Source organism: Kribbella qitaiheensis (genome assembly GCF_042657745.1).
GTDB classification, from domain to species: Bacteria; Actinomycetota; Actinomycetes; order Propionibacteriales; family Kribbellaceae; genus Kribbella; species Kribbella qitaiheensis.
On the sequence record NZ_JBHSKE010000039.1, the window covers coordinates 30569 to 49668 of the forward strand.

Sequence of the window (19100 nt, forward strand, 5' to 3'; positions counted from 1 at the left end):
GTCCACCGAGACCGCCCGGGTGGTTCGCCGACCCAAGCCGCTCCAGCGTCTCAGCCCCAGCGTCGGAGCCGGGGGCGTCGATGTCCGAAGTCGTCTGCACGGGTTCAGCGCTCCGAAGTGGCCGGTTTGCAAGCGAGTGCGAGTCATTGCGGTGTACCGAAGTCGTCTGCACTACGTCCTGAGTTCGGGGTCTTCTCGAGGTTGGAGACGCGACTTTGGGCCAGGACGAGGTATCTGAACGTGGCGTGCTGACGGCGTCAGACGAGCTGTGGGAGACCGCCGTACGACAGGCCGCCGTGATCAGCCGCCTGGCGACGCTGGATTGCGCGGGCGTGAGCGCTGTGGACGAGGCAGCTGACGAGCTGGGGTCGGCGTTCTTGTGGCAGGAGATCAGCGCAGTGGTCGTTACGGCCCACGCTGGCGCGGTACTGCCCAGGATGATCACGCTGACCATCGCGAGTGCAAGTAGGCATTTGCTTAGAGCTTTCTTCATCGACAGAGCGACGGGTACACGGTCGTCGTCCCGGCCGTCCCGCTCCGGGGTATCGCCAGAGACGCGTCGTACCTGTCCGGCGTACTGGCCGGGATCAGCGGTCCGAAGGTGCTGGTCGGACACTCGTACGGCGGTGCCGAGATCACCGAACTCGCGGACACGGCGGGCGTGAAGGCACTCGTCTACGTCAACGCCTACATCCCGCAGGCCGGCGAGACGCTCGGTGCGCTGACCTCCCAGTTCCCCGGCAGCCAGATCGGACCGGACACCACCGACACCATCACGTACCCCGGTGGCACCGACCTGGTGATGAAGCCCGGGTCGTTCCCCGGCGTGTTCGCCGCGGGCCTGCCGGCCACGGAAGCTGCCTCGCTGGCCGCCTCGCAGCGCCCGGTCGCCGCCGCGGTGTTCGGCGAGCCGGTCCAGAAGAGCGCGCCCGCCTCGATCCCGAAGTACGCGGTGGTCAGCAGCGGTGACAAGGCGATCCCGCCTGCGGCCGAGCGGTTCATGGCCAAGCGGGCCGGGGCCACCATCGTCGAGGTCAACGCCCCGCACCTGGTGATGCTCGCCGAGCCGGGCACGGTCACCAAACTAATCGAGAAGGCCGCGCCCGGACCGTCCGCATGACACCAGTCAGATCGATGTCGAGAATGCGGTACCAGTCCTCGTCCGTCAGAAGTTCCGTGGTCACGCGGTCACCTCGTCGAGGCCGAAGATGCGGGCGGTGTTGCCGCCGAGGATCAGCTCGGCCTCCGCGGCGGTGAAGTGTGCCAGCTCGACCCGCAGGCGTTCGTACTCCATCGTGAACTGCGGTGCGGCGGTGGCGAACAGCAGCCGTTCCGGGCCGAACTTCGCCACCACGCCCTCCAGGAAGTCCTCGCGGTACATGCCGCTCGTGTGCACGTGAACGTTGGCGTTGCCCAAGGCGAGCTGCGCATCGAACTGGGACATCCCGGAGATGTTGAACTGGCCGCCGTTGGTCAGCACGAACGTGTTGTCCGGTGTCCATTCCGCCGCCGCTCCCAGCTGCAACGGCTCGGCGAACAGGTGGTAGCCGGCAGCCACCATCACCGGTACCGCCAGGTCGGCCGCACACTCGACGATCGGCCGGACGAGGACGTCGTCGTTGATCCGGAAGCGCTCCTCCGACGGATGCAGGAAGAGACCACGCGCTCCCTCGCCCACCGCGCGCCGCAGTTCTCCGATCGCAGCCTCGCCCTCCCAAGGGTCGACCCGGCAGAGCGGGATCAGCCGGCCGTCCGACTTGCTCGCGACGTCGGCAAGGGCGTCGTTGGCTGCTGTGAAGTCGCCGCGATGCGGATGCATGGGTGCAGCGATGGCGACGTCGGTGCCGACCGCGTCCATTCCGGCCAGGGCTTCCGCGGCGTCGAGTCGATAGCCGAAGTGAGAGGCGCCGAGGAACAGCAGTCCGTCGATGGTCGTCATGCCGCCAACCCCAGCAGCTTCTCTGCGTTGCCGCCCAGGACCAGACCGGCCGCTTCCTCGCCGAGCCCGGAGATGACCACCTTCTGCTTCTCGAGGTTGGGCGAGCTCACCGGACCGTCGCTGCCGAAGACGACCCGCTCGGCGCCGACCCGGGCGACCGCGGTTCGGATCTTGTCCGGATAGGGCATGGCGGAGGTCTCCAGGATGATGTTGGGGAACCGCTCGGCCACGTCGAGCGCCTCGTCGACGTGGAAGTAGCCGCCCATGTGTCCGAGGATGATGGTCGCGTCGGGACACGCGGCCGCGGCCTGAGCGATCGACAGCGGAGTGCTCAAGGGCTCGTCACCGCAGTGGAACAGCGTCGGCACGCCGAGTTCGCCGGCGAGCCGGACGAGGTCGATCGTCGCCACCCCACCGGGGTGCTGCAAGGTCGACACCGGATGCAGCTTCAGTCCCTTGAAGCCGAGCTCGGTGACTGCCTGCTTCAGCAGTTGCTTCGAGGTCTCGAGGTGCGCCGGGTTCAACCGGAGGAAGCCGTAGAGCCGGTCGCGGTACTGCTCGCACGCCTCGGCGATCAGCTCGAGACCCTGGGGATTCAGGCCCGGCAGGTCCGTCAGCGTCATCACCGCCGACCGCTCGACCCCGGCCTCGTCCATCGCGCGGATACAGTCCGCCGCGGACATCTGCCAGCCGAGCGCCGTGCTCTCCTCGATGTGCATGTGCAGGTCGAAGATCATCTGGTCCTCCATCCTCGTTGAAGCCTTTGTACTGCGTACTGCGTCAAGCGGGGGCTCCACCAGCACCGGACTCCCTCACGTACGTGGTGATCTCGCACGACCCGTCGCTGCTCAGGTACATGTCGGAGAAGACGGCCGGGCTGGCGGGCGAGATCGCCTCGGCCTTCGACCCGCCCACCGGCTGCCGCTTCCGCACCCGCTGCCCACTGGCCACGGACCTGTGCGCCGTCGAAGAACGTCCGCTCGTACTGCGGGACGGTCCGCACGCCGTCGCCTGTCACTACCCGCTCACCCACCGACGGGCCGGAGCGGGAATAGGTGGTGTTGCAGACTAGTTGCTTTTTTGCATGCGTATAGACATCTGGTCCGATGTGGTCTGCCCCTGGTGCTACATCGGCAAGCGACGTCTCGAGCAGGCGCTGGCGGAGTCCGGCGACCAGGCCGAGATCACCTGGCACAGCTTCCAGCTCGACCCGTCGTCGACCAACGACGACCCGCGGGACCTAGCCGAGCGCCTGGGTTCGAAGTACGGGCGCGGCCGTGAGTGGGCCGTCCAGGCGAACGAGCACGTGACCTCGGTGGCCGCGGCGGCCGGTCTGGAGTTCAACCTGCAGGACGCGAAGGCGGCCAACACCGTGGACGCTCACCGGTTGATCCACCTGGCTCGCGAGCTGGCGGAGTCCGGCGAGAAGGATCTTCATGGGCTGCTGAAGGAGCGGCTGATGAAGGCCTACTTCACCGACGGGCTCCCGGTCGGCGACCACGCCACGCTCACCCGCCTCGCGGTTGAGGTCGGCCTGCCCGAGGATCGCGTCACCGAGGTGCTCGCCGGTACGACGTACGAGGCTGAGGTGGCCGCGGACCAGGCGCAGGCCCTCGCGTACGGCGCGAACGGGGTGCCGTTCTTCGTGATCGACGAGATGTACGGCGTGAGCGGCGCTCAGCCGGTCGAGGTGTTCCAGGAGGCCCTGCGGCGGGCCAACGCCGACCGGAAGCCGGTGACCCTGATCACCGCTCCCGGCGCCACGGACCCCTCCGACGCTGCCTGCGGACCCGACGGCTGCCCGATCTGACCGCCTGACGGCCCGGCGGGCCGCAGTACTCCCAGGCGCGGTTCAGGGGTGGGTACAAGACACACGGGGCACCTGGTGACCCCAAGGCATTGTCGGACGAGGTAAGAAGGAGACATGACTGTCGTGCGCGCACTGGCCAGGCCGTTGCTGTCCGCTCTCTTCGTCGTCCAGGGCGCGAAGGCGATCCGGGACCCGGAGCCGCATGTCGCGAAGGCGAAACCCGTCGCGGACCGCCTCGTACCGCTGATGAAGAGGGTTGCTCCGGCGCAGGTCGGCGACCGCATTCCCGAGAGCACGGCCAACCTGGTCCGCCTGAACGGCGCGGCTCAGGTCATCGGCGGTCTCGCGCTGGCGAGCGGCAAGGGCCGCCGCCTCGGCGCCGTGCTGCTGGCGGGTTCGCTGGTGCCGACCACGCTGGCCGGGCACTCGTTCTGGCAGGAGTCCGACAAGGCTGTGCGGTCGGCCCAGAAGGTCCAGTTCATGAAGAACCTGGGCATCATGGGCGGTCTGCTGCTCGCCGCCGTCGACACCGAGGGACAGCCGGGTCTCGCCTGGCGGGCCACCCACAGCGCGAAGGTGGCGAAGCGGGAGACCAAGCGCAGCGCGAAGCTCGCCAAGCGCGAGACCAAGCAGTTCGCCAAGGCCGCCCGTCGCGAGGTCAAGCTGGCCGCGGCCAGCGCGAAGGCCGAGCTCCCCTTCACCTGACCGGCGCCGCGGGCGTTCCCGCTAGGCTCAGGGCAGAAGTTCGCCCAACGAGCCGAGGAGTGGGATGGGAACGCAGCAGGGCTGGCCGGCACCGCGAGCCGAGGGACCGGTCACCGGCCGGGTCACCGTGCCCGGGTCGAAGTCGATCAGTAACCGCGCGCTCATCCTCGCCGCGATCGCGGACGGCCCGTCGACGCTGACGGGCCTGCTCGCCGCCCGTGACACCTCGCTGATGCGGTCCGCCCTGGTCTCCCTCGGCGTCGGCATCACCGAGAAGGACGGCCTGGTCACCGTCACCCCGGGCTCCCTCAAGGGCCCGGCGAGCGTCGACTGCGGACTGGCCGGCACCGTGATGCGGTTCGTACCTCCCGTCGCCGCGCTGGCCGACGGCGAGGTCGCCTTCGACGGCGACCCGTACGCCCGCGAGCGCCCGATGAACGTGATCCTAGGTGCCCTGCGCACCCTCGGAGTACAGATCGAGGACCAGGGCACCGGACGGATGCCGTACTCCGTGAGCGGGTCCGGCGCGGTCCGGGGCGGCAAGGTCACCCTGGACGCGTCCGGGTCGAGCCAGTTCGTGTCGGCGCTGCTGCTCGCCGGAGCGCGGTACGACGAGGGCGTGGACATCCGCCACGACGGCAAGCCGGTCCCTTCCCAGCCGCACCTCGACATGTCCGTCGGGATGCTCCGCGAGCGAGGCGTCCAGGTGGACGACAACGAGCCGAACCGGTGGGTCGTTGCCCCCGGCCCCATCCGGGCCCTGGACACCGCGATCGAGCCGGACCTGTCCAACGCGGCCCCGTTCCTGGCCGCCGCGGTGATCACCGGCGGCTCGGTCACCGTGACCGGCTGGCCGACCGAGACCACCCAGCCGGGTGACCACCTCCGGGAGATCTTCACCCGATTCGGCGCCGAGGTGTCGCTGTCCGCCGACGGGCTGACCGTGCGAGGGACCGGCCGGATCCAGGGGGTCGACCTGGACCTGAGCCAGGTGGGTGAGCTCTCGCCGGTCATCGCCGCGGTCGCCGCCCTCGCCGACGGCCCGTCGTACCTGCGGGGCATCGCGCATCTGCGCAACCACGAGACCGACCGGCTGGCCGCGCTCGAGACCGAGATCAACGCGCTCGGCGGTGACGTCATGCAGACCGCCGACGGCCTGGAGATCCGGCCGAAGCCCTTGCACAGCGGGCTTTTCGGCACGTACCACGACCACCGGATGGCGCACGCCGCCGCCGTACTCGGCTTGGCGGTGGACGGCGTCGAGATCGAGAACATCGGGACCACGGCGAAGACGATGCCGGAGTTCCCCGACCTCTGGACGGCGCTGGTCGGCTGATGTCGCGGTACGACGAGGAAGCCAAGTACGACCGGCCCAAGCGCCGGACCCGGCCGCGGACGAAGGACCGGCCGGCGTACGACGACGCCGTCACGGGGTTCGTGATCACCCGGGACCGCGGCCGCTACACCTGCTGGGTGGGCGAGTCCGATCGCGTCGTGACGGCGATGAAGGCCCGGCAGCTCGGCCGCAAGGGTGTCATCGTCGGCGACCTGGTCAAGCTCGACGGCGACGCCACCGGGGACGAGGGGACGCTGGCCCGGATCGTCGAGGTACTCCCCCGCAAGACTCTGCTGCGCCGATCGGCCGATGACGACGACCCGATCGAGCGGCCTCTGGTGGCGAACGCGGACCAACTCGTGATCGTCGTCGCGGTGGCGAACCCGGAACCCCGGACCCGGCTGATCGACCGCTTCCTGGTCGCCGCGTACGACGCGGGCATGCGGCCGTTGCTGTGCCTCACGAAGACCGATCTGGCGGATCCGGATCCGCTGCTGTCGATCTACCGGCCGCTCGGGGTGGAGTCCGTCGCCACCCAGCGCGACGGGGATCTCAGCGAACTGGCCGAGCAACTCCGGGACCGGACGAGCGTGATGGTCGGGCACTCGGGGGTCGGCAAGTCGACGCTGGTGAACGCGTTGGTCCCGGGTACGAACCGGGCGATCGGGGTGGTGAACGACAACACCGGCCGCGGTCGCCATACCTCGGTCAGCGCGTTGCTGCTGCGGCTGCCCGACGGCGGGTGGATCGTCGATACGCCGGGAATCCGGTCGTTCGGGCTGGCGCATGTCCAGCCGGATCAGCTGATCAACGCCTTCGGCGACCTGGCGGCCGAGACGCGGGACTGCCCGCGCGGCTGCACGCACTCCGAGAGCGAGCCGAACTGCGCTCTCGACGTAGCGGTCGCCGAGGGCCGGGTCGACGCGGAACGCGTCGCCTCCTTCCGGCGCCTCCTGGCCAGCCGCGAAGGCCGCGACCTCGAAACCACCTGAAGCAGTTGCCCAGGCCCGGATCCGGCAGGTTGCCGCAGGCCCGGACTTCCGGGGCTTACTTCTTCGGAAGCTGGCCGTTCCAGACAGCCCTCGCGCCGGCGTCGCCGGTGCGGATGGTCTGCCAGATGACGAGGAGGCTGATCACAACCAGCGCCGCGCTGACGACGAGTTCCAGCGGCCTGCTCTTGGTTGCCTTCGCACCCTTACCGCTGGCCAGCGAGGACGGTCCGCCGAGCACCAGAAACGCCACGATCGCAACCACCGCGAAGATCAGGCAGTACCAGAACAGCAGCTTGCCGCGGTTCTCGTGCAGCTGGACGATCGGCTGCAGCTCAGGGATCGCCGCCAGGAACGCCAGGCCACTCTGGCGGGCGACGTACGCGACCACCAGTGACCCCAGTCCCAGCAGCAGCGTCGGCCAGCGCAGCAACCACCGCCACTTGGGCACCACCGCGAAGACGATCGCGATCAGCGCACTGACCGGTAGCACCACCACTGCCACGTGGATGACCAGCACGTGCAGCGGCAGATCTCCGATGCGCTCGAACATGAGGCCTCCTGCAGTCGTTGTTGTCTGACACTAACTGCACGTTCAACCACGACCGATGGTTCAAACGCACCCGAGACCGACCCGCAACTCTCGACCACTTCTACACCACCAGCACCCCGTCTACACCACCCGCGTTCCGGCAGTTCCATGCCCGGTCCCGCGGACGCCCACCACTCACCAACCTCGCACACCAACCGTCCGCCGCGGTGATCCACGCCGGACGCCTCGAGCATCGGCCGGGTTGGTGAGTGGTGGCGGTCCGTGGTCCCGGCTCCTCAGTGGGCGGGCGGCAGGTTAGCCTTCCGGCATGCCCTCGCATACCGACGACTTGCGGCTCGCGCACATCCTTGCCGACGACGCCGACTCCACCACCATGGACCGCTACAAGGCGCTCGACCTCCACGTCGCGACCAAGCCGGACCTCACCCCGGTGAGCGAGTCCGACAGCAAGGTCGAGGACGTGATGCGCAAGACGCTGGCCCGGGCCCGGCCGCGGGACGCGTTCGTCGGCGAGGAGCAGGGCACCACCGGGTGGGGTGTCCGCCGCTGGGTGGTCGACCCGATCGACGGCACCAAGAACTACATCCGCGGCGTCCCCGTCTGGGCCACCCTGATCAGCCTGATGATCGAGGACCAGGTCGTCGTCGGCGTCGTCTCCGCCCCCGCGCTCGGCCGCCGCTGGTGGGCGTCGTACGGCGACGGCGCGTGGACCGGCCGCGCCCTGATGTCCGCCCAGCCGTGCCGGGTCAGCGACGTCTCCGACCTAGGCGACGCCTCGCTGTCCTACTCGTCGCTCAAGGGCTGGGAGAAGCTCGGCAAGAAGGACCAGTTCGCCGGCCTGATGGACTCGGCCTGGCGCACCCGCGCCTACGGCGACTTCTGGTCCTACATGCTCGTCGCGGAAGGAGCGGTCGACATCGCCGCCGAGCCCGAGCTCAACCTGTACGACATGGCCGCCCTCGCGATCATCGTCGACGAAGCCGGCGGCAAGTTCACCTCCCTGGACGGCACCCCCGGCCCGAACGGCCCCAACGCCGTAGCCACCAACGGGCGGCTGCACGACGAGGTGCTCGAGCGGCTCAGGTAGGGCGGCGAACCTCCAGGCCATCAAACGCACGCTTTTCCCCGCGCGTCACGCCTGGGTGATCCCGCCGAGGAGGTCGATTGATGGCGTGGAGGTTCGCCTACAGCGGAGGTTCGTTGTCCATGTGCGCCTCCACCGCCATCCCGAAGTCCCGGCGAGCGGCGGGGAGCGAGTTGTACCAGCCGGCCGAGAGCTGGAGTAGCTGCCAGAGTTCGTGGAGCTCGTTCGGGGTCGTGGTGTAGGGAAAGCGGACCTGCTGGAAGGGCGGCATGCGGAGGGCGAAGCGGCCGACCGCCAGCAGTTCGGCGGATTCGCTGTACAGGCGGACCTGGCCGCGGCCTGCCTTGCGGCCCAGTGCGACCACGAAGTCCTGGACGTCGACCGTGGTGACATCCCGATAGCCCTCGAAGCGCATGGGATCGCTCGGGGCGTCGTACACGAACAGCGCCAGGATGAAGACCGGGTACGTCGGCAGCGACCGGTACGCCGCGACCGCGAGGGAATCGTCGGCGGCAACCGCTCGCGCGAGTTCGGCACCCTCGGCGCGGGACATGCCGGCGAGCTTCACCAGCATCGTCGGCTCGTCCTCGACCGCGAGCACGAAGGGTGTCATCGGCGCGATCGACGGCGCGATGTACTCGTCGCAGGCGCTGTAGGTCCGCACGGTCATCCGCTCGGCCACCACCGGAACCTCCGGCGTCACCTCGACCCGCGGCAGGTCGATCGTGGCGAGGTCGAAGTCACCAGTCGCGTCGACGCCGAGTGGCTCGGCGCTGAGGGGCTCGGCATCGGGTTTGGGGTTGCGGCGTTTCCTCGAGAACAGTCCCATCCCTCGATCCAACCCCATCGGGGTGAACGGCGTCGCCAGGTTGCACCTTCAGGACACCGCCCTTGCAAGGTTTGGTCACCGGCGGAACGCAGTACCGACAGGTCGGGTGACCTACGGAACCCCTGATCGCCTAAAGTGACCACTGGTCTACCCCCGATCGGAAGGACTGTCGCGATGGTCGACGGAGGCGCTCAGAGCACTGAAAGCACCGCGATTCCCGGGGTGGACGTCACGAAACCGAGCATCGCCCGGACCTACGACTACCTGCTCGGTGGCAAGGACAACTACGCCATCGACCGTGCGCTCGGGGACAAGTTCATCAACGACCTGCCCGGGTCCCGCGCGATCGCCTTCGACAACCGCGGCGCGCTCACCCGGGCGGTTCGCGAGATCGTGACGACCACACCAGTCCGGCAGTTCATCGATCTGGGCAGCGGCCTGCCGACGGCGGACAACGTGCACCAGGTCGCCCAGCGGTACGCGGTCGGCTCGAAGGTCGTCTACGTCGACAACGACCCCGTCGTCCTCGCCCACGGCCGCGCGCTGCTCGCCGAGAACGAGAACACCACCGTCTTCCAGGCCGACCTCCGCGATCCCGAGGCGATCTACGAGAGCGAGGAGACCCGCGCCCTGATCGACTTCGACCAGCCGGTCGCGGTCATCCTCAGCGCGGTCCTGCACCACCTCAACGACGACGAGGACCCGGCCGCCATCGTCCGCTTCTGGCACGACCGGATCCCCTCCGGCAGCTACGTCTTCATCAGCCACTTCCGCAGCGAGAACGACCCCCGCAGCGCCCAGATGCAGGAACTCCTCCAAGGCTCCGTGGGCCGCGGCCGCTGGCGGACCGACGAAGAGATCCTCGCCCTCTTCGGCGACGGCTTCGACGTCCTCCCACCCGGCCTCGTCTCCGCCGCCGAATGGCGCCCCACCGAACCAGTAGACGACCTGACCGACTGGGAACGCCTCATCGCAGCAGTCCTAGCCGTAAAACCCTGACCCCGTACTCAACCCCACGCCGCTCCTCCGTCGCCCAGGGCCCGGAGTACTAGGTGGTGGTGTGGCGTTGGAGGAGCCAGACGGAGGGGACGGCGAGGGTTGCCAGGACTAGCAGGATGTGGAGGGTGGCGCCGTAGAGTTCGACCGCTTTGATGCTGAGGACGGCGGCCAGGTAGCCGACGGCTAGTTGGCCGATCGGGCTGGCTATGAAGGAGCCGAGCATGTCGTAGGACGCGACACGCGAGAGTTTGTCCAGCGGGATGTGCTGACCGAGGGCGGTCTCCCAGCCGATGCCGAACAGCTCGAAGCCGAGGCCGACCACGAAGGCCGCCGCGGCGATCGTCAGCGTGTGCGGCACCAGTGCCAGGCAGACGAACATCGGCGCGGACACGAGCATCCCGATCATGCCGACACGGAGCGGGTAGCGCGGCTTGACCCGGATCATCAAGATGCCCCCGGCAATCAATCCGGCGCCGAAGCAGGCACTGACCACGCCCCAGCCGACCCGGCCGAAGGTGTCGTCCGCGATCACCGGGCCGAGCGTGCTGTAGCAGGCGGTGAAGATCATGTTCAGGAACAGGAACGACAGCACGACGACCCAGACCCACTGCCGGGAGATGAACTCCGTCCAGCCCTCCCGCAGGTCGGACAGCATGGACGTCGGCACCCGCTCGATCCGCGGCATCCTGAGCCGGGCCAGCAGGGCCGCCGCGAGGAGGAAGGTGACCGCGTCCACCAGCAACCCGGCCGCGGGTCCGGTGAAGCCGACGATGATGCCGGCCACCGCGCCGCCGCCGATCATCGCGACCGACCTCGCGAACCCGGATACCGCATTGGCCTGCGGTAGTTCGGCCCGGTCCACGATCGCCGGCAGGATCCCGACCATCGCCGGCATCACGAACGCGGCGGCGATCCCGTTCACCGCCTCGATCGCGGCCAACTGCCAGATCTGCGCGTGCCCGGACAGGATCAGGGCGGCGGCGAGCGCCTGGGTCAGGCCGCTGACGGTGTTCGCGACCACCAGCACCAGGCGGCGCGGCAGCCGGTCGGCAATGACGCCGCCGATCAGCAGGAAGACCACGTTCGGGATGCTCCGGGCGGCCAGCACGATACCGACCGCGGTCGCTTCGTCCGACACGTCCAGCACGGCGAACACCAGCGCGATCGGAGCGATCGACGAGCCCAGCAGCGAGACGAACCGGGCGCTGATGAAGATGCGGACGTCGCGGTGACGCAGTACTGCAAGGTCCTCGCGCCAGGTCAACCCGTCACCGGACGTGACAGGACCGAGCCGTGGCTGCGGCGGGCGGGGCGGGCAACGGTCACCATCCGCATTCTGCCAGACCTGCCGTTCACGGCCGGATCTCGCTACATTTGGGTATTGGGCTCCGTCGAACAGCAGGAGGCTCCGTGAAGATCAACGACGTATTGCGCGGTAAAGGCAACCAGGTCGTCACCATCTCCCCAGAAGCCACCGTCACCGAACTCCTCGCGCTGCTCGCCGAGCACAACGTCGGCGCCGTGGTGGTGAGTCCGGACGGTACGTCCCTGGCGGGCATCGTCTCCGAGCGCGACGTGGTGCGGCTGATGCACGGTACTCCGGACGCGGGCCAGGTCCGGGTCAGCGCGATCATGACCTCAGAGGTGCACACCTGCGGGCCGGACGATCACATCGACAACCTGATGCGGCTGATGACGGACCGCCGGATCCGGCACGTCCCGGTCGTCATCGACGGCTCCCTGGCCGGCATCGTCAGCATCGGTGACGTGGTCAAGACCCGGATCGGCGAGCTCGAGTTCGAGCGCGAGCAACTCTCCAACTACATCTCCGGCTGACCTCACCGCCTCCCTCGGTACGGCGACAACTCGGCCGCCGCCGGGTTGTTCGGCCTGCCATGCTCCCGGCGGGGTCTAGATTTCCGGGCATGGAGCCGACACCGCCGCCGACCGGACCGGTCGGACCGCCGCCCGGGTCACAGGGCCCAGGCCACCCCGGACCGCCGCAAGGCAGCGGCCCGCCCTACCCGAACCAGCCCGGCCAGAACTACCCACCGCCGCCTCAGAGCTACCCACCGCCGCCCCAGGGCTACCCACCGCCTGGCCAGGGCTATCCAGCGCCCGGCCAGGGCGGCTATCCGCCCGGTCAAGGTGGTTACGGGCAAGGTGGTTACCCGCCCGGGCAGGGCTTCCAGCCGTACCCCGGCGGCAACCAGCCGGGGCAGCGGCGCGGTACGAGCACGTTGGCGATCCTGACCTTCATCTTCGGGTTGCTCGCCGCCGTGCCGGTCGCGATCGTGCTCGGCATCATCGCGCTCACCAAGATCGCCAAGACCGGCGACAAGGGCCAGGGCCTCGCGATCGCCGGTATGACGTTCGCCGGGCTCTGGGTGGCGGGCTTCATCGCCGCGGCCGCCCTGGCCGATCCGTCCGAGCCGGACCGGGACGCCTCCGGCCAGGTCACCACCACGCAGAACGTGTCGTCGAACAAGCTCCGCGTCGGCGACTGCGTGACGGAGATCAAGGAGGGCGAGGTCCGCGACATCAAGGTGCAGCCTTGCAATCAGCCGAACGGCGGCAAGGTGTACGCGGTGTTCGACCTGCCCGCCGGCAAGTGGCCCGGGCTCACCCAGGTCCAGGCGGCGGCCGAGAAGGGCTGCACCGACCGGTTCAAGGCGCTCAAGCAGCCGGCCAACCAGCCGTCGGACATCTGGTACCTGCACCCCACCGAAGACAGTTGGAGCCTCGGCGACCACGGCACAACCTGCCTGGTCGCCCCCAAGTAGCACCGAGCGCCGCGGCCCGCAGTACTACGGGACGCGGCGCCGGCGTACTGCGAAGCGCGGGTACTGCGAAGGGCGGGGTGCTGCCGGGTCCGGCGTTGCGGGACCGGGCCCGGCAGCACTTCGGTTAGTACCTGGTCACTGCGGCGTAGGCATCGACGATGCCGTTGCCGTAGAACCCGTTGAAGCTCCGGGTGCCCTCACAGAGCGCCTTGAACTCGTCAGGCCGCCCCTCGTTGGTGTAGGTCTGCAGTGGCGGGGTCGGGCAGGGCCGCTCGGCCGCAGTACCGAGCAGGATCTTCGCGACTCGGTCGGGAGCCAGCCCGTACGAGTTGTGCCGACCCTTCTTGCCGTACTCGCTGACGATCAGCGCGGCGACACCCGTCGCGTGCGGCGACGCCATCGACGTCCCCTGCAGCACGTAGTAGTACCCACAGCGGGTGAAGTCGGTGACCCCGCGCGGGCACTGCTTCTGCGCTCCGGCCGCAAGGCCGGTGGCGGTGATGTTGCCGGCCGCGTCGACGAAACCGGCCACTTGCAGCGCGTTCAGCGGATACGTCGACAGGATAAGGTTCGCGTTCGTCCGGTGTGCCGGCGTACCGAAGAAGTCGCGGAACCAGCCACCCGGCGCCGACACCTCGATCTGCTCGAGCCCGTAGTTCGAGTAGTCCGCCTTCTTGCCGGACGGCCCGAGCGCGGAGACGCCGATCACGTGCGGCCCCTCGACCGGCAGGTCAACGCAGGTCGCGTTGTCGATCGGCCGCGGGTAGGCGGTCCCGACCGGGAAGTCCGGGCTACTGATGTCGGTCCGTGGCTTGCCCAGATCCTCGTGGTTGTTGCCGAGCGCGCCGACCAGCGTGACGCCCTTGTTGTGCGCGTAGTTCAGAGCGCGGCGCATGATCTGGATGATGGCCCGCTGTTCCGCCTGGGCTTCCGGACTGTCGGCCGGGTTGCTCACGCAGTTGTAGAGCCACGGGTCGACGTAGAAGGACATGTTCACCACGTCCAGGCCGACGTCACCCGCGTAGGTGAGCGCCTCGGTCACCGGGCCGAGGAACACGAACCCGCTGTCCTGACCGCCGCGGATCTCCACCAGCGTCACGCCGGGAGCGACACCGGAGACACCGGTCCCGTTGGCGGCGGCGCCGATCGTGCCGGCCACGTGCGTGCCGTGACCGCTGTCGTCCCAGCCGACCGGGTCGACACAGCCGCGGAACTCACAGACTCCGTCGATCTCGGGCAGGTCGGGCGCGAAGTTGCGCGACAGCTTCCAGTCGAAGTTCGGCGCGATGTCAGGGTTCCGCGCGTCGATCCCGGAGTCGAGGACGCCGACCTTGACTGCCTTCTTGCCTGGCTGGACCTTGCGGGCCAGATCCGAGCGCACCATCTTCAGGCCCCAGAGCTGCGTGTCCAGCGGATCGAGCTGCCGGCCGTTGTTCTTCTTGGTCGAAGCCTTGCCCTTGGCAGCAGAACTCTTGCCCTTGGCAACCGCACCGACGTGCTCCTGCTCGACCAGGTTCGGCCGGGCCTGCGGCAGTTTCCCGATCGGACGGCTCCGAGCGGCGCCCTCGATCGCCGACGAGGCCGACACCTGGCCGACGAAGCCGGACGCTGCGGCCCGAACCGTCATCGTGCCGAGGTTGGCGTTCTCCTTCACGACCTGGCCACCCGCCGCCTTGACGGCAGCCAGCGCCTGGGCGTGGTTCGCCCCGGCCTCGAGCAGAACCAGGTACTCGGTGTTGCCCCCAGCCACCGCCGTCGTACCGGCTCCGGCGGTGACCGGAACTGCCAGCGTCGCGGCCAGCAGCGCGGTGGCAGCGGTGGCTGCGCACAACGATCTACGGACGTCTCTCACGAGCGGATCCCCTCCCTGAAGTGAGTGTGACCCGCACAAACTAAGCCCGCGCGGCGCGGTCCACCAGAGTCCGGGAAGGGGCCGACGTTGTCAGGATCCGGCAATCAAACGGCTGACCGGATCGGCCCGCCTGAGCCGTCAGCTCAGTTCGGTGATGTCGCCCATTCCCAGCCCGGTGAGTTGGTGGCGGACGTCGTTGGCCTCCCCCACGACGACCACCAGCAGCCCGTTGGTCCCGACGTAGCGGCGGTAGGCCTCGGTGGCCGTCTCCGCGGTGGCCGCGGCGATCTGGGCGAGGTAGGTGTCCGCGAAGTCGAGCGGAACACCCGCGGCGATGTTGCTGCCGACCTGCTGGGCGATGGAGTCGGCCTGCTCGTACCGCAAGGGCGCGGTACGGATCAGGCTGTCCTGTGCCTCCCGGACCTCGCGCTCGGTGAGGCCGTCGCGGGCCTCGCGCAGGATCCGCAGCGCGTCGGTGATCGCCGCGCCGGTCACCTCGGTACGGACCGAACCTCCGAGGCTGAAGGTGCCACCCTTGCGCGGTGCGGTGAAGCTGGTCCGGGTGCCGTAGGTGTAGCCCTTCTCCTCGCGGAGCACGGTGTCGACGCGGGAGGTGATGGTGCCGCCGACGACGTGGTTCGCGACCGCGGCCGCTCCCCAGATGTCCTCGCGGCGGTCCGGTCCCGGGCAGCCGATCAGCAACTGGCTCTGCACCGAACCCGGCCGGTCCACCAGTACGAGCCGGTCGCCGGTGACGAACAGCGGCTCAGGAGTCTCGATGGCCGAGCCTGCTTCGGACGTCCACGAGCCGAACGCGTCGTCGATGATGCCGGCCACGTCGACGCCGGTGGCGTCACCCGCGAACAGGATCTGCGCTCGCGCCGGGCCGATGTTCTCCCGGTAGAACCGGGCCACCTCGACGTTGGTGAGCGGCCGGATGGTGTCCGGAGTACCGGCGGTCGGGCGGGAGCGGCGGGTCTGCGCGTCGAACAGGTGCGCGGCGAACGCCTCGCGTGCCCGGTACCCGGCGTTGGCGCGCTCCTGGTTGATCTCGCCCAGCCGGATCGTCACGTGCCGCCCGACGTCGGCCTGGTTGAAGGCCGGCCGGGTGACCGCCTCGGCGAGCAGCTTTACGGCCGGCGCAAGCTGCGACACCGGCACGGAGATCTCCACGTGCAGCGCGTCGGAGCTGACATCCACCCCGTACGCCGCGCCGTGGCGCTCCAGGGCGGCGGCGAACTCGTTGGCGGACTTCAGCTCGGTGCCCTCGTCGAGCGTGCGCGACATGATCGTCGCGACCCCCTCGAGCTCCCGCGGCTCCGCCACCAGCGGCATGGCGATGGTGACCCGCACGGTGGCGACGTACTGCCCCGGCCGGTCGAACACGTGGACCGGCGTACCGACCGCGGTCGCCGTACTGGTCGCTGCCGGGAACTTCCACGGCCGCGGCGGTGCGACAGCGGGCGGTGTGGTCAAGGCCTGGCTCGTCATTCCTGCTCCCCTGCTTCCCCGGCGTTCGCCGGTACTGCGGCGGTCTCCGGTGCTTCTGCGCTCGCCTGGTCTTCCGCGGTCTCGTGGCCTGCGGTCTCCGGGCGGCGGTAGGTCACCTGGGCGCGGCCGCCGGCGCGGATCCACTGCTGCGCGGCCGCCTGGACCTGCTCGGCGGTCACCGCGCGGATCTGGTCGATCCGGGTGTTGATCCGGTTCGCGTCGCCGAACAGCAACGCGTGGTGCGAGATCTCGTCGGCGCGTCCCGCACAGGTGGCCAGCTGCTCCAGCCAGTCACGCTCAGCCTGCGCCTGCACGGTGAGCAGCTCGTCGGCGGTGATCCCGCCCTCGGCGAGCTTCTCGACCTCCTCGGCCAGCGCGTCCTCGACCTTCTGCAGGTCGATGCCGTCCGAGGCGATGCCGGTCAGCGTGCCGAACGAGACGCCGCCGATCAACGGCAGCGCACCACCCGACACCGACTGCGCGATCTGCTCGTCACGGACCAGGCGGCGGTTCAGCCGGCCGCTCTGACCGCCGGCGAGCACGTCGAGCGCGAGCGCCGCCGCGTCAAGCTCGGGCGAGCCGTCCACCGGTAGCCGGAACATCATCGTGATCAGGTCCGAAGGGACGTCCTCGACCACGTCGTCGCGGAACACCCCTTCCAGCGGACCGACCGTCCCGTCCGGAGCGGCCGGCGGCTTCGGGATCGCCGGCAGCTGACCGAAGTACCGCTTGGCCGCGTCGAACGCGTCCTCCTCGGACACGTCGCCAACGATCGTCAGGACCGCGTTGTTCGGCCCGTAGTGGCTGCGGAAGAACGCCTGCACGTCCTCGAGGCTCGCGGCGTTGAGGTCCTCCATCGAGCCGATCGTCATGTGCGCGTACGGGTGGCCGTCGGGGAAGGCGAGCCGGACCAGCCGCTCGTACGAGTCGCCGTACGGCCGGTTGTCGTAGCTCTGCCGCTTCTCCTCCTTCACCACGTCGCGCTGGTTGTCGAGGTTCTCCTGGTTCACCGCGTCGAGCAGGTAGCCCATCCGGTCGGCCTCGAGCCACAAAGCCAGATCGAGCCCGCCGCTGGGCAGCGACTCGAAGTAGTTGGTGCGGTCGAAGAAGGTGCTCGCGTTGAGGCTGGCTCCGGCGTTCTCCAGCAGACTGAAGTGCTGCCCGGACTCGACGTTGCGCGACCCCTGGAACATCAGATGCTCGAAGAGGTGCGCGAACCCGGTCAGACCCGGAGGCTCGTGGCGAGACCCCACGTCGTACCAGAGATTCACAGCGACGATCGGCACAGCCCGGTCAGAGCTGACGACAACGCGCAACCCGTTGTCCAACGTCTGCTCGGCAAGGGGGTAAGTCAGCGGCATATCGCCACCCTACGTGCTCCCCCACCCCTACCCCCCGACCGTTCGCCACCAGCGCACACCCAGGCGATGGTCTACGTCACGACCCAGTGGTACTTGCCGATCTGGCGGTCGAAGAGGCAAGCGATCCGCCAGTCAGGCGCCACCCTCATTCCCGCCTCGAACGCCTTCTACCGACGTGGCTGCCTGCCGCCGCTGAACTGTTGCATATATGCTACCCCTGTGGATGCTGGTGCACTGGTTCGTGAGGCCCGGCTGAGCGCCGGCCTGTCCCGCACTGCGCTCGCAGCGCGCGCCGGCGTTCCGACCTCGACGGTCTCCCGGATCGAGAACGGTTCGAGTGACCCGACACTGACCATGCTTTCGCGCCTGATCAATGCAACCGGCCGGCGCCTGTCGCTGGCCGTCACCGAACAGCAGACCAACCTGTCCATCGAGACGCTCCCCGACGCCTACTCGGAAGACGCGAAGAGCAAGATCAACTGGACGCGGCTACGAGCCTTCATCGACCACGTCACCGCACACGAAGACCTGACAGCCGAAGCGATCGGCACTCCCCCGTCCCGAACCGGGAACATCGCCTTCGACTCCCTCCTGGCAGGCATCGCAGAGAAGCTCGCCGACGACGCAGGCATCCCCCGCCCCCGCTGGACCCGCTCCGTCCCCGCGGCCCCAGCGCCATGGGAAACGCCCGGCACCCCCCGACGGATCAAGGAAGCCCGCGCCCACGCCCCCGAACAACTAGCCTCCCGCAACATCTGGCTAGCAACCCAAGACCTCTGGCGTGTGACGCCACCTGAGCCACACCGCAACAGCAGGTAAGGGTCAGTCGCCGGCTCCACTGCAGTCGGTTGGGTTCCAGGTGCCGGTGGCAGTGCCGGACAAGACCGGGTTCGGGCAGGCGCCCGCCGCCTCGGTAGCTCAGTCGATCACCTGCGGGACGGCGTTCACTGGCCGCGCATGCATAGCCGGCCCGCCAGCCGGGGCCTGGGATGTCGAACTGCGCCTAGCGGGCACAACCGCGAGGGCGGCCTCGCCCTGGATGGCCCGGATGGTGAGCCGCGCTTCGAGTTCGTCGGTGGTGGCGATGAGTACCAGGTCGACGAGGTCGATCACCGGCTCGGGCCGATTGTCCCCAAATATGGGCACAATCGCAGTATCGAGCGTCTGGCACCCGGGAGACTTCGCTTGATGCGGAGGAGTCTCAATATCTGCGCCAAGCCGTGGGATGGGCATGTCCTTGGTGAGCGCTGCGGTGTTGAAGCCGGGGGCGTACCTGGCAATTTCGAGGGTGGGCGAGCGGCGTACGGAGCGACAGACACCCCAGGTGTTAAGGGTGTCAAGCGGCGGTGGTTTGGGTGCGGTGTGCCCA

At 69.0% G+C, this 19100-nt stretch carries 20 protein-coding genes; 11 read left to right on the forward strand and 9 right to left on the reverse strand.

The window, feature by feature from the left end; translation table 11 throughout:
- Positions 1–544 precede the first annotated feature (544 nt).
- Complete coding sequence (locus ACFPJ1_RS25565; protein WP_465261085.1) at positions 545–1120, forward strand: alpha/beta hydrolase; 576 nt, start codon at positions 545–547, stop codon at positions 1118–1120.
- Between the two features lie 60 nt (positions 1121–1180).
- Here the strand turns inward: ACFPJ1_RS25565 and ACFPJ1_RS25570 are convergent, their stop codons facing one another.
- Together ACFPJ1_RS25570 and ACFPJ1_RS25575 are read right to left on the reverse strand one after the other, a co-directional pair.
- Positions 1181–1939, reverse strand: a complete 759-nt coding sequence (locus ACFPJ1_RS25570) for an amidohydrolase family protein (RefSeq protein WP_380107657.1) — start codon at positions 1937–1939, stop codon at positions 1181–1183.
- Positions 1936–2688, reverse strand: coding sequence for an amidohydrolase family protein (locus tag ACFPJ1_RS25575; protein WP_380107659.1), 753 nt, complete (start codon positions 2686–2688; stop codon positions 1936–1938). Before ACFPJ1_RS25575 ends, ACFPJ1_RS25570 begins: the two co-directional genes overlap by 4 nt.
- Before the next feature lie 71 nt (positions 2689–2759).
- Between ACFPJ1_RS25575 and ACFPJ1_RS25580 the strand changes: the two genes are divergently transcribed.
- The 5 genes from ACFPJ1_RS25580 (at position 2760) to rsgA (ending at position 6782) form a co-directional block, all read left to right on the forward strand.
- Complete coding sequence (locus tag ACFPJ1_RS25580; RefSeq protein ID WP_380107661.1) at positions 2760–3011, forward strand: oligopeptide/dipeptide ABC transporter ATP-binding protein; 252 nt, start codon at positions 2760–2762, stop codon at positions 3009–3011.
- Positions 3012–3023: 12 nt separating this feature from the next.
- The gene (locus ACFPJ1_RS25585; RefSeq protein ID WP_380107662.1) at positions 3024–3749 is read left to right on the forward strand and encodes a DsbA family oxidoreductase; all 726 of its coding nucleotides are present in this window, start codon (positions 3024–3026) and stop codon (positions 3747–3749) included.
- A 114-nt stretch (positions 3750–3863) separates the two neighbouring features.
- Complete coding sequence (locus tag ACFPJ1_RS25590; protein WP_380107663.1) at positions 3864–4454, forward strand: DoxX family protein; 591 nt, start codon at positions 3864–3866, stop codon at positions 4452–4454.
- 64 nt (positions 4455–4518) lie between these two features.
- Positions 4519–5790: a 3-phosphoshikimate 1-carboxyvinyltransferase gene (gene aroA / locus ACFPJ1_RS25595; RefSeq protein ID WP_380107665.1), complete on the forward strand. Its 1272-nt coding sequence runs from the start codon at positions 4519–4521 to the stop codon at positions 5788–5790.
- On the forward strand, positions 5790–6782 hold the full coding sequence (gene rsgA, locus ACFPJ1_RS25600) for a ribosome small subunit-dependent GTPase A (protein ID WP_380107667.1): 993 nt from the start codon (positions 5790–5792) through the stop codon (positions 6780–6782). Before aroA ends, rsgA begins: the two co-directional genes overlap by 1 nt.
- Positions 6783–6837: 55 nt before the next feature.
- Here the strand turns inward: rsgA and ACFPJ1_RS25605 are convergent, their stop codons facing one another.
- A complete protein-coding gene (locus tag ACFPJ1_RS25605; RefSeq protein ID WP_380107669.1) occupies positions 6838–7332 on the reverse strand; it encodes a DUF2231 domain-containing protein in 495 nt (164 codons plus the stop codon).
- Positions 7333–7639: 307 nt separating this feature from the next.
- Between ACFPJ1_RS25605 and hisN the strand changes: the two genes are divergently transcribed.
- Positions 7640–8419: a histidinol-phosphatase gene (gene hisN / locus ACFPJ1_RS25610; RefSeq protein WP_380107671.1), complete on the forward strand. Its 780-nt coding sequence runs from the start codon at positions 7640–7642 to the stop codon at positions 8417–8419.
- Positions 8420–8516: 97 nt separating this feature from the next.
- On the opposite strand, the gene ACFPJ1_RS25615 is transcribed toward hisN, so the two are convergent.
- On the reverse strand, positions 8517–9245 hold the full coding sequence (locus ACFPJ1_RS25615) for a hypothetical protein (RefSeq protein ID WP_380107672.1): 729 nt from the start codon (positions 9243–9245) through the stop codon (positions 8517–8519).
- A 174-nt stretch (positions 9246–9419) separates the two neighbouring features.
- Between ACFPJ1_RS25615 and ACFPJ1_RS25620 the strand changes: the two genes are divergently transcribed.
- Positions 9420–10244, forward strand: a complete 825-nt coding sequence (locus ACFPJ1_RS25620) for an SAM-dependent methyltransferase (protein ID WP_380107674.1) — start codon at positions 9420–9422, stop codon at positions 10242–10244.
- A 49-nt stretch (positions 10245–10293) separates the two neighbouring features.
- Here the strand turns inward: ACFPJ1_RS25620 and ACFPJ1_RS25625 are convergent, their stop codons facing one another.
- Positions 10294–11508, reverse strand: coding sequence for an MFS transporter (locus ACFPJ1_RS25625; RefSeq protein ID WP_380107675.1), 1215 nt, complete (start codon positions 11506–11508; stop codon positions 10294–10296).
- Between the two features lie 146 nt (positions 11509–11654).
- Between ACFPJ1_RS25625 and ACFPJ1_RS25630 the strand changes: the two genes are divergently transcribed.
- Both ACFPJ1_RS25630 and ACFPJ1_RS25635 read left to right on the forward strand, forming a co-directional pair.
- A complete protein-coding gene (locus ACFPJ1_RS25630; protein ID WP_380107676.1) occupies positions 11655–12080 on the forward strand; it encodes a CBS domain-containing protein in 426 nt (141 codons plus the stop codon).
- Between the two features lie 89 nt (positions 12081–12169).
- Positions 12170–13027, forward strand: a complete 858-nt coding sequence (locus ACFPJ1_RS25635) for a DUF4190 domain-containing protein (RefSeq protein ID WP_380107678.1) — start codon at positions 12170–12172, stop codon at positions 13025–13027.
- Positions 13028–13151: 124 nt separating this feature from the next.
- Here the strand turns inward: ACFPJ1_RS25635 and ACFPJ1_RS25640 are convergent, their stop codons facing one another.
- The 3 genes from ACFPJ1_RS25640 to ACFPJ1_RS25650 form a co-directional block, all read right to left on the reverse strand.
- Positions 13152–14879 carry a S8 family serine peptidase gene (locus ACFPJ1_RS25640; protein ID WP_380107679.1) on the reverse strand — a complete coding sequence of 576 codons (1728 nt, stop codon included), beginning with the start codon at positions 14877–14879 and terminating at the stop codon, positions 13152–13154.
- Positions 14880–15017: 138 nt separating this feature from the next.
- Complete coding sequence (locus tag ACFPJ1_RS25645) at positions 15018–16370, reverse strand: M16 family metallopeptidase (RefSeq protein WP_380107680.1); 1353 nt, start codon at positions 16368–16370, stop codon at positions 15018–15020.
- Entirely contained in the window at positions 16367–17731 is a 1365-nt protein-coding gene (locus tag ACFPJ1_RS25650; RefSeq protein ID WP_380107681.1) for a M16 family metallopeptidase, read from the reverse strand. The genes ACFPJ1_RS25645 and ACFPJ1_RS25650 overlap by 4 nt, the downstream gene beginning before the upstream one ends.
- A 219-nt stretch (positions 17732–17950) precedes the next feature.
- Here ACFPJ1_RS25650 and ACFPJ1_RS25655 point away from each other — a divergent pair, with 219 nt between their 5' ends.
- Positions 17951–18550, forward strand: coding sequence for a helix-turn-helix domain-containing protein (locus ACFPJ1_RS25655; protein ID WP_380107683.1), 600 nt, complete (start codon positions 17951–17953; stop codon positions 18548–18550).
- 99 nt (positions 18551–18649) lie between these two features.
- Here the strand turns inward: ACFPJ1_RS25655 and ACFPJ1_RS25660 are convergent.
- A partial coding sequence (locus ACFPJ1_RS25660) for a hypothetical protein (RefSeq protein ID WP_380107685.1) occupies positions 18650–19100 on the reverse strand: 451 nt, incomplete at its 5' end.

Bases quoted from the DNA above. Each gene is read 5' to 3' on its own strand.
- ACFPJ1_RS25570 (WP_380107657.1), bottom strand. From the start codon at position 1,939: ATGACGACCATCGACGGACTGCTGTTCCTCGGCGCCTCTCACTTCGGC.
- ACFPJ1_RS25620 (WP_380107674.1), top strand. From the start codon at position 9,420: ATGGTCGACGGAGGCGCTCAGAGCACTGAAAGCACCGCGATTCCCGGG.
- ACFPJ1_RS25645 (WP_380107680.1), bottom strand. From the start codon at position 16,370: ATGACGAGCCAGGCCTTGACCACACCGCCCGCTGTCGCACCGCCGCGG.
- aroA (WP_380107665.1), top strand. From the start codon at position 4,519: ATGGGAACGCAGCAGGGCTGGCCGGCACCGCGAGCCGAGGGACCGGTC.
- ACFPJ1_RS25615 (WP_380107672.1), bottom strand. From the start codon at position 9,245: ATGGGACTGTTCTCGAGGAAACGCCGCAACCCCAAACCCGATGCCGAG.
- hisN (WP_380107671.1), top strand. From the start codon at position 7,640: ATGCCCTCGCATACCGACGACTTGCGGCTCGCGCACATCCTTGCCGAC.
- ACFPJ1_RS25605 (WP_380107669.1), bottom strand. From the start codon at position 7,332: ATGTTCGAGCGCATCGGAGATCTGCCGCTGCACGTGCTGGTCATCCAC.
- ACFPJ1_RS25650 (WP_380107681.1), bottom strand. From the start codon at position 17,731: ATGCCGCTGACTTACCCCCTTGCCGAGCAGACGTTGGACAACGGGTTG.
- ACFPJ1_RS25575 (WP_380107659.1), bottom strand. From the start codon at position 2,688: ATGGAGGACCAGATGATCTTCGACCTGCACATGCACATCGAGGAGAGC.
- ACFPJ1_RS25590 (WP_380107663.1), top strand. From the start codon at position 3,864: ATGACTGTCGTGCGCGCACTGGCCAGGCCGTTGCTGTCCGCTCTCTTC.
- ACFPJ1_RS25585 (WP_380107662.1), top strand. From the start codon at position 3,024: ATGCGTATAGACATCTGGTCCGATGTGGTCTGCCCCTGGTGCTACATC.
- ACFPJ1_RS25635 (WP_380107678.1), top strand. From the start codon at position 12,170: ATGGAGCCGACACCGCCGCCGACCGGACCGGTCGGACCGCCGCCCGGG.
- rsgA (WP_380107667.1), top strand. From the start codon at position 5,790: ATGTCGCGGTACGACGAGGAAGCCAAGTACGACCGGCCCAAGCGCCGG.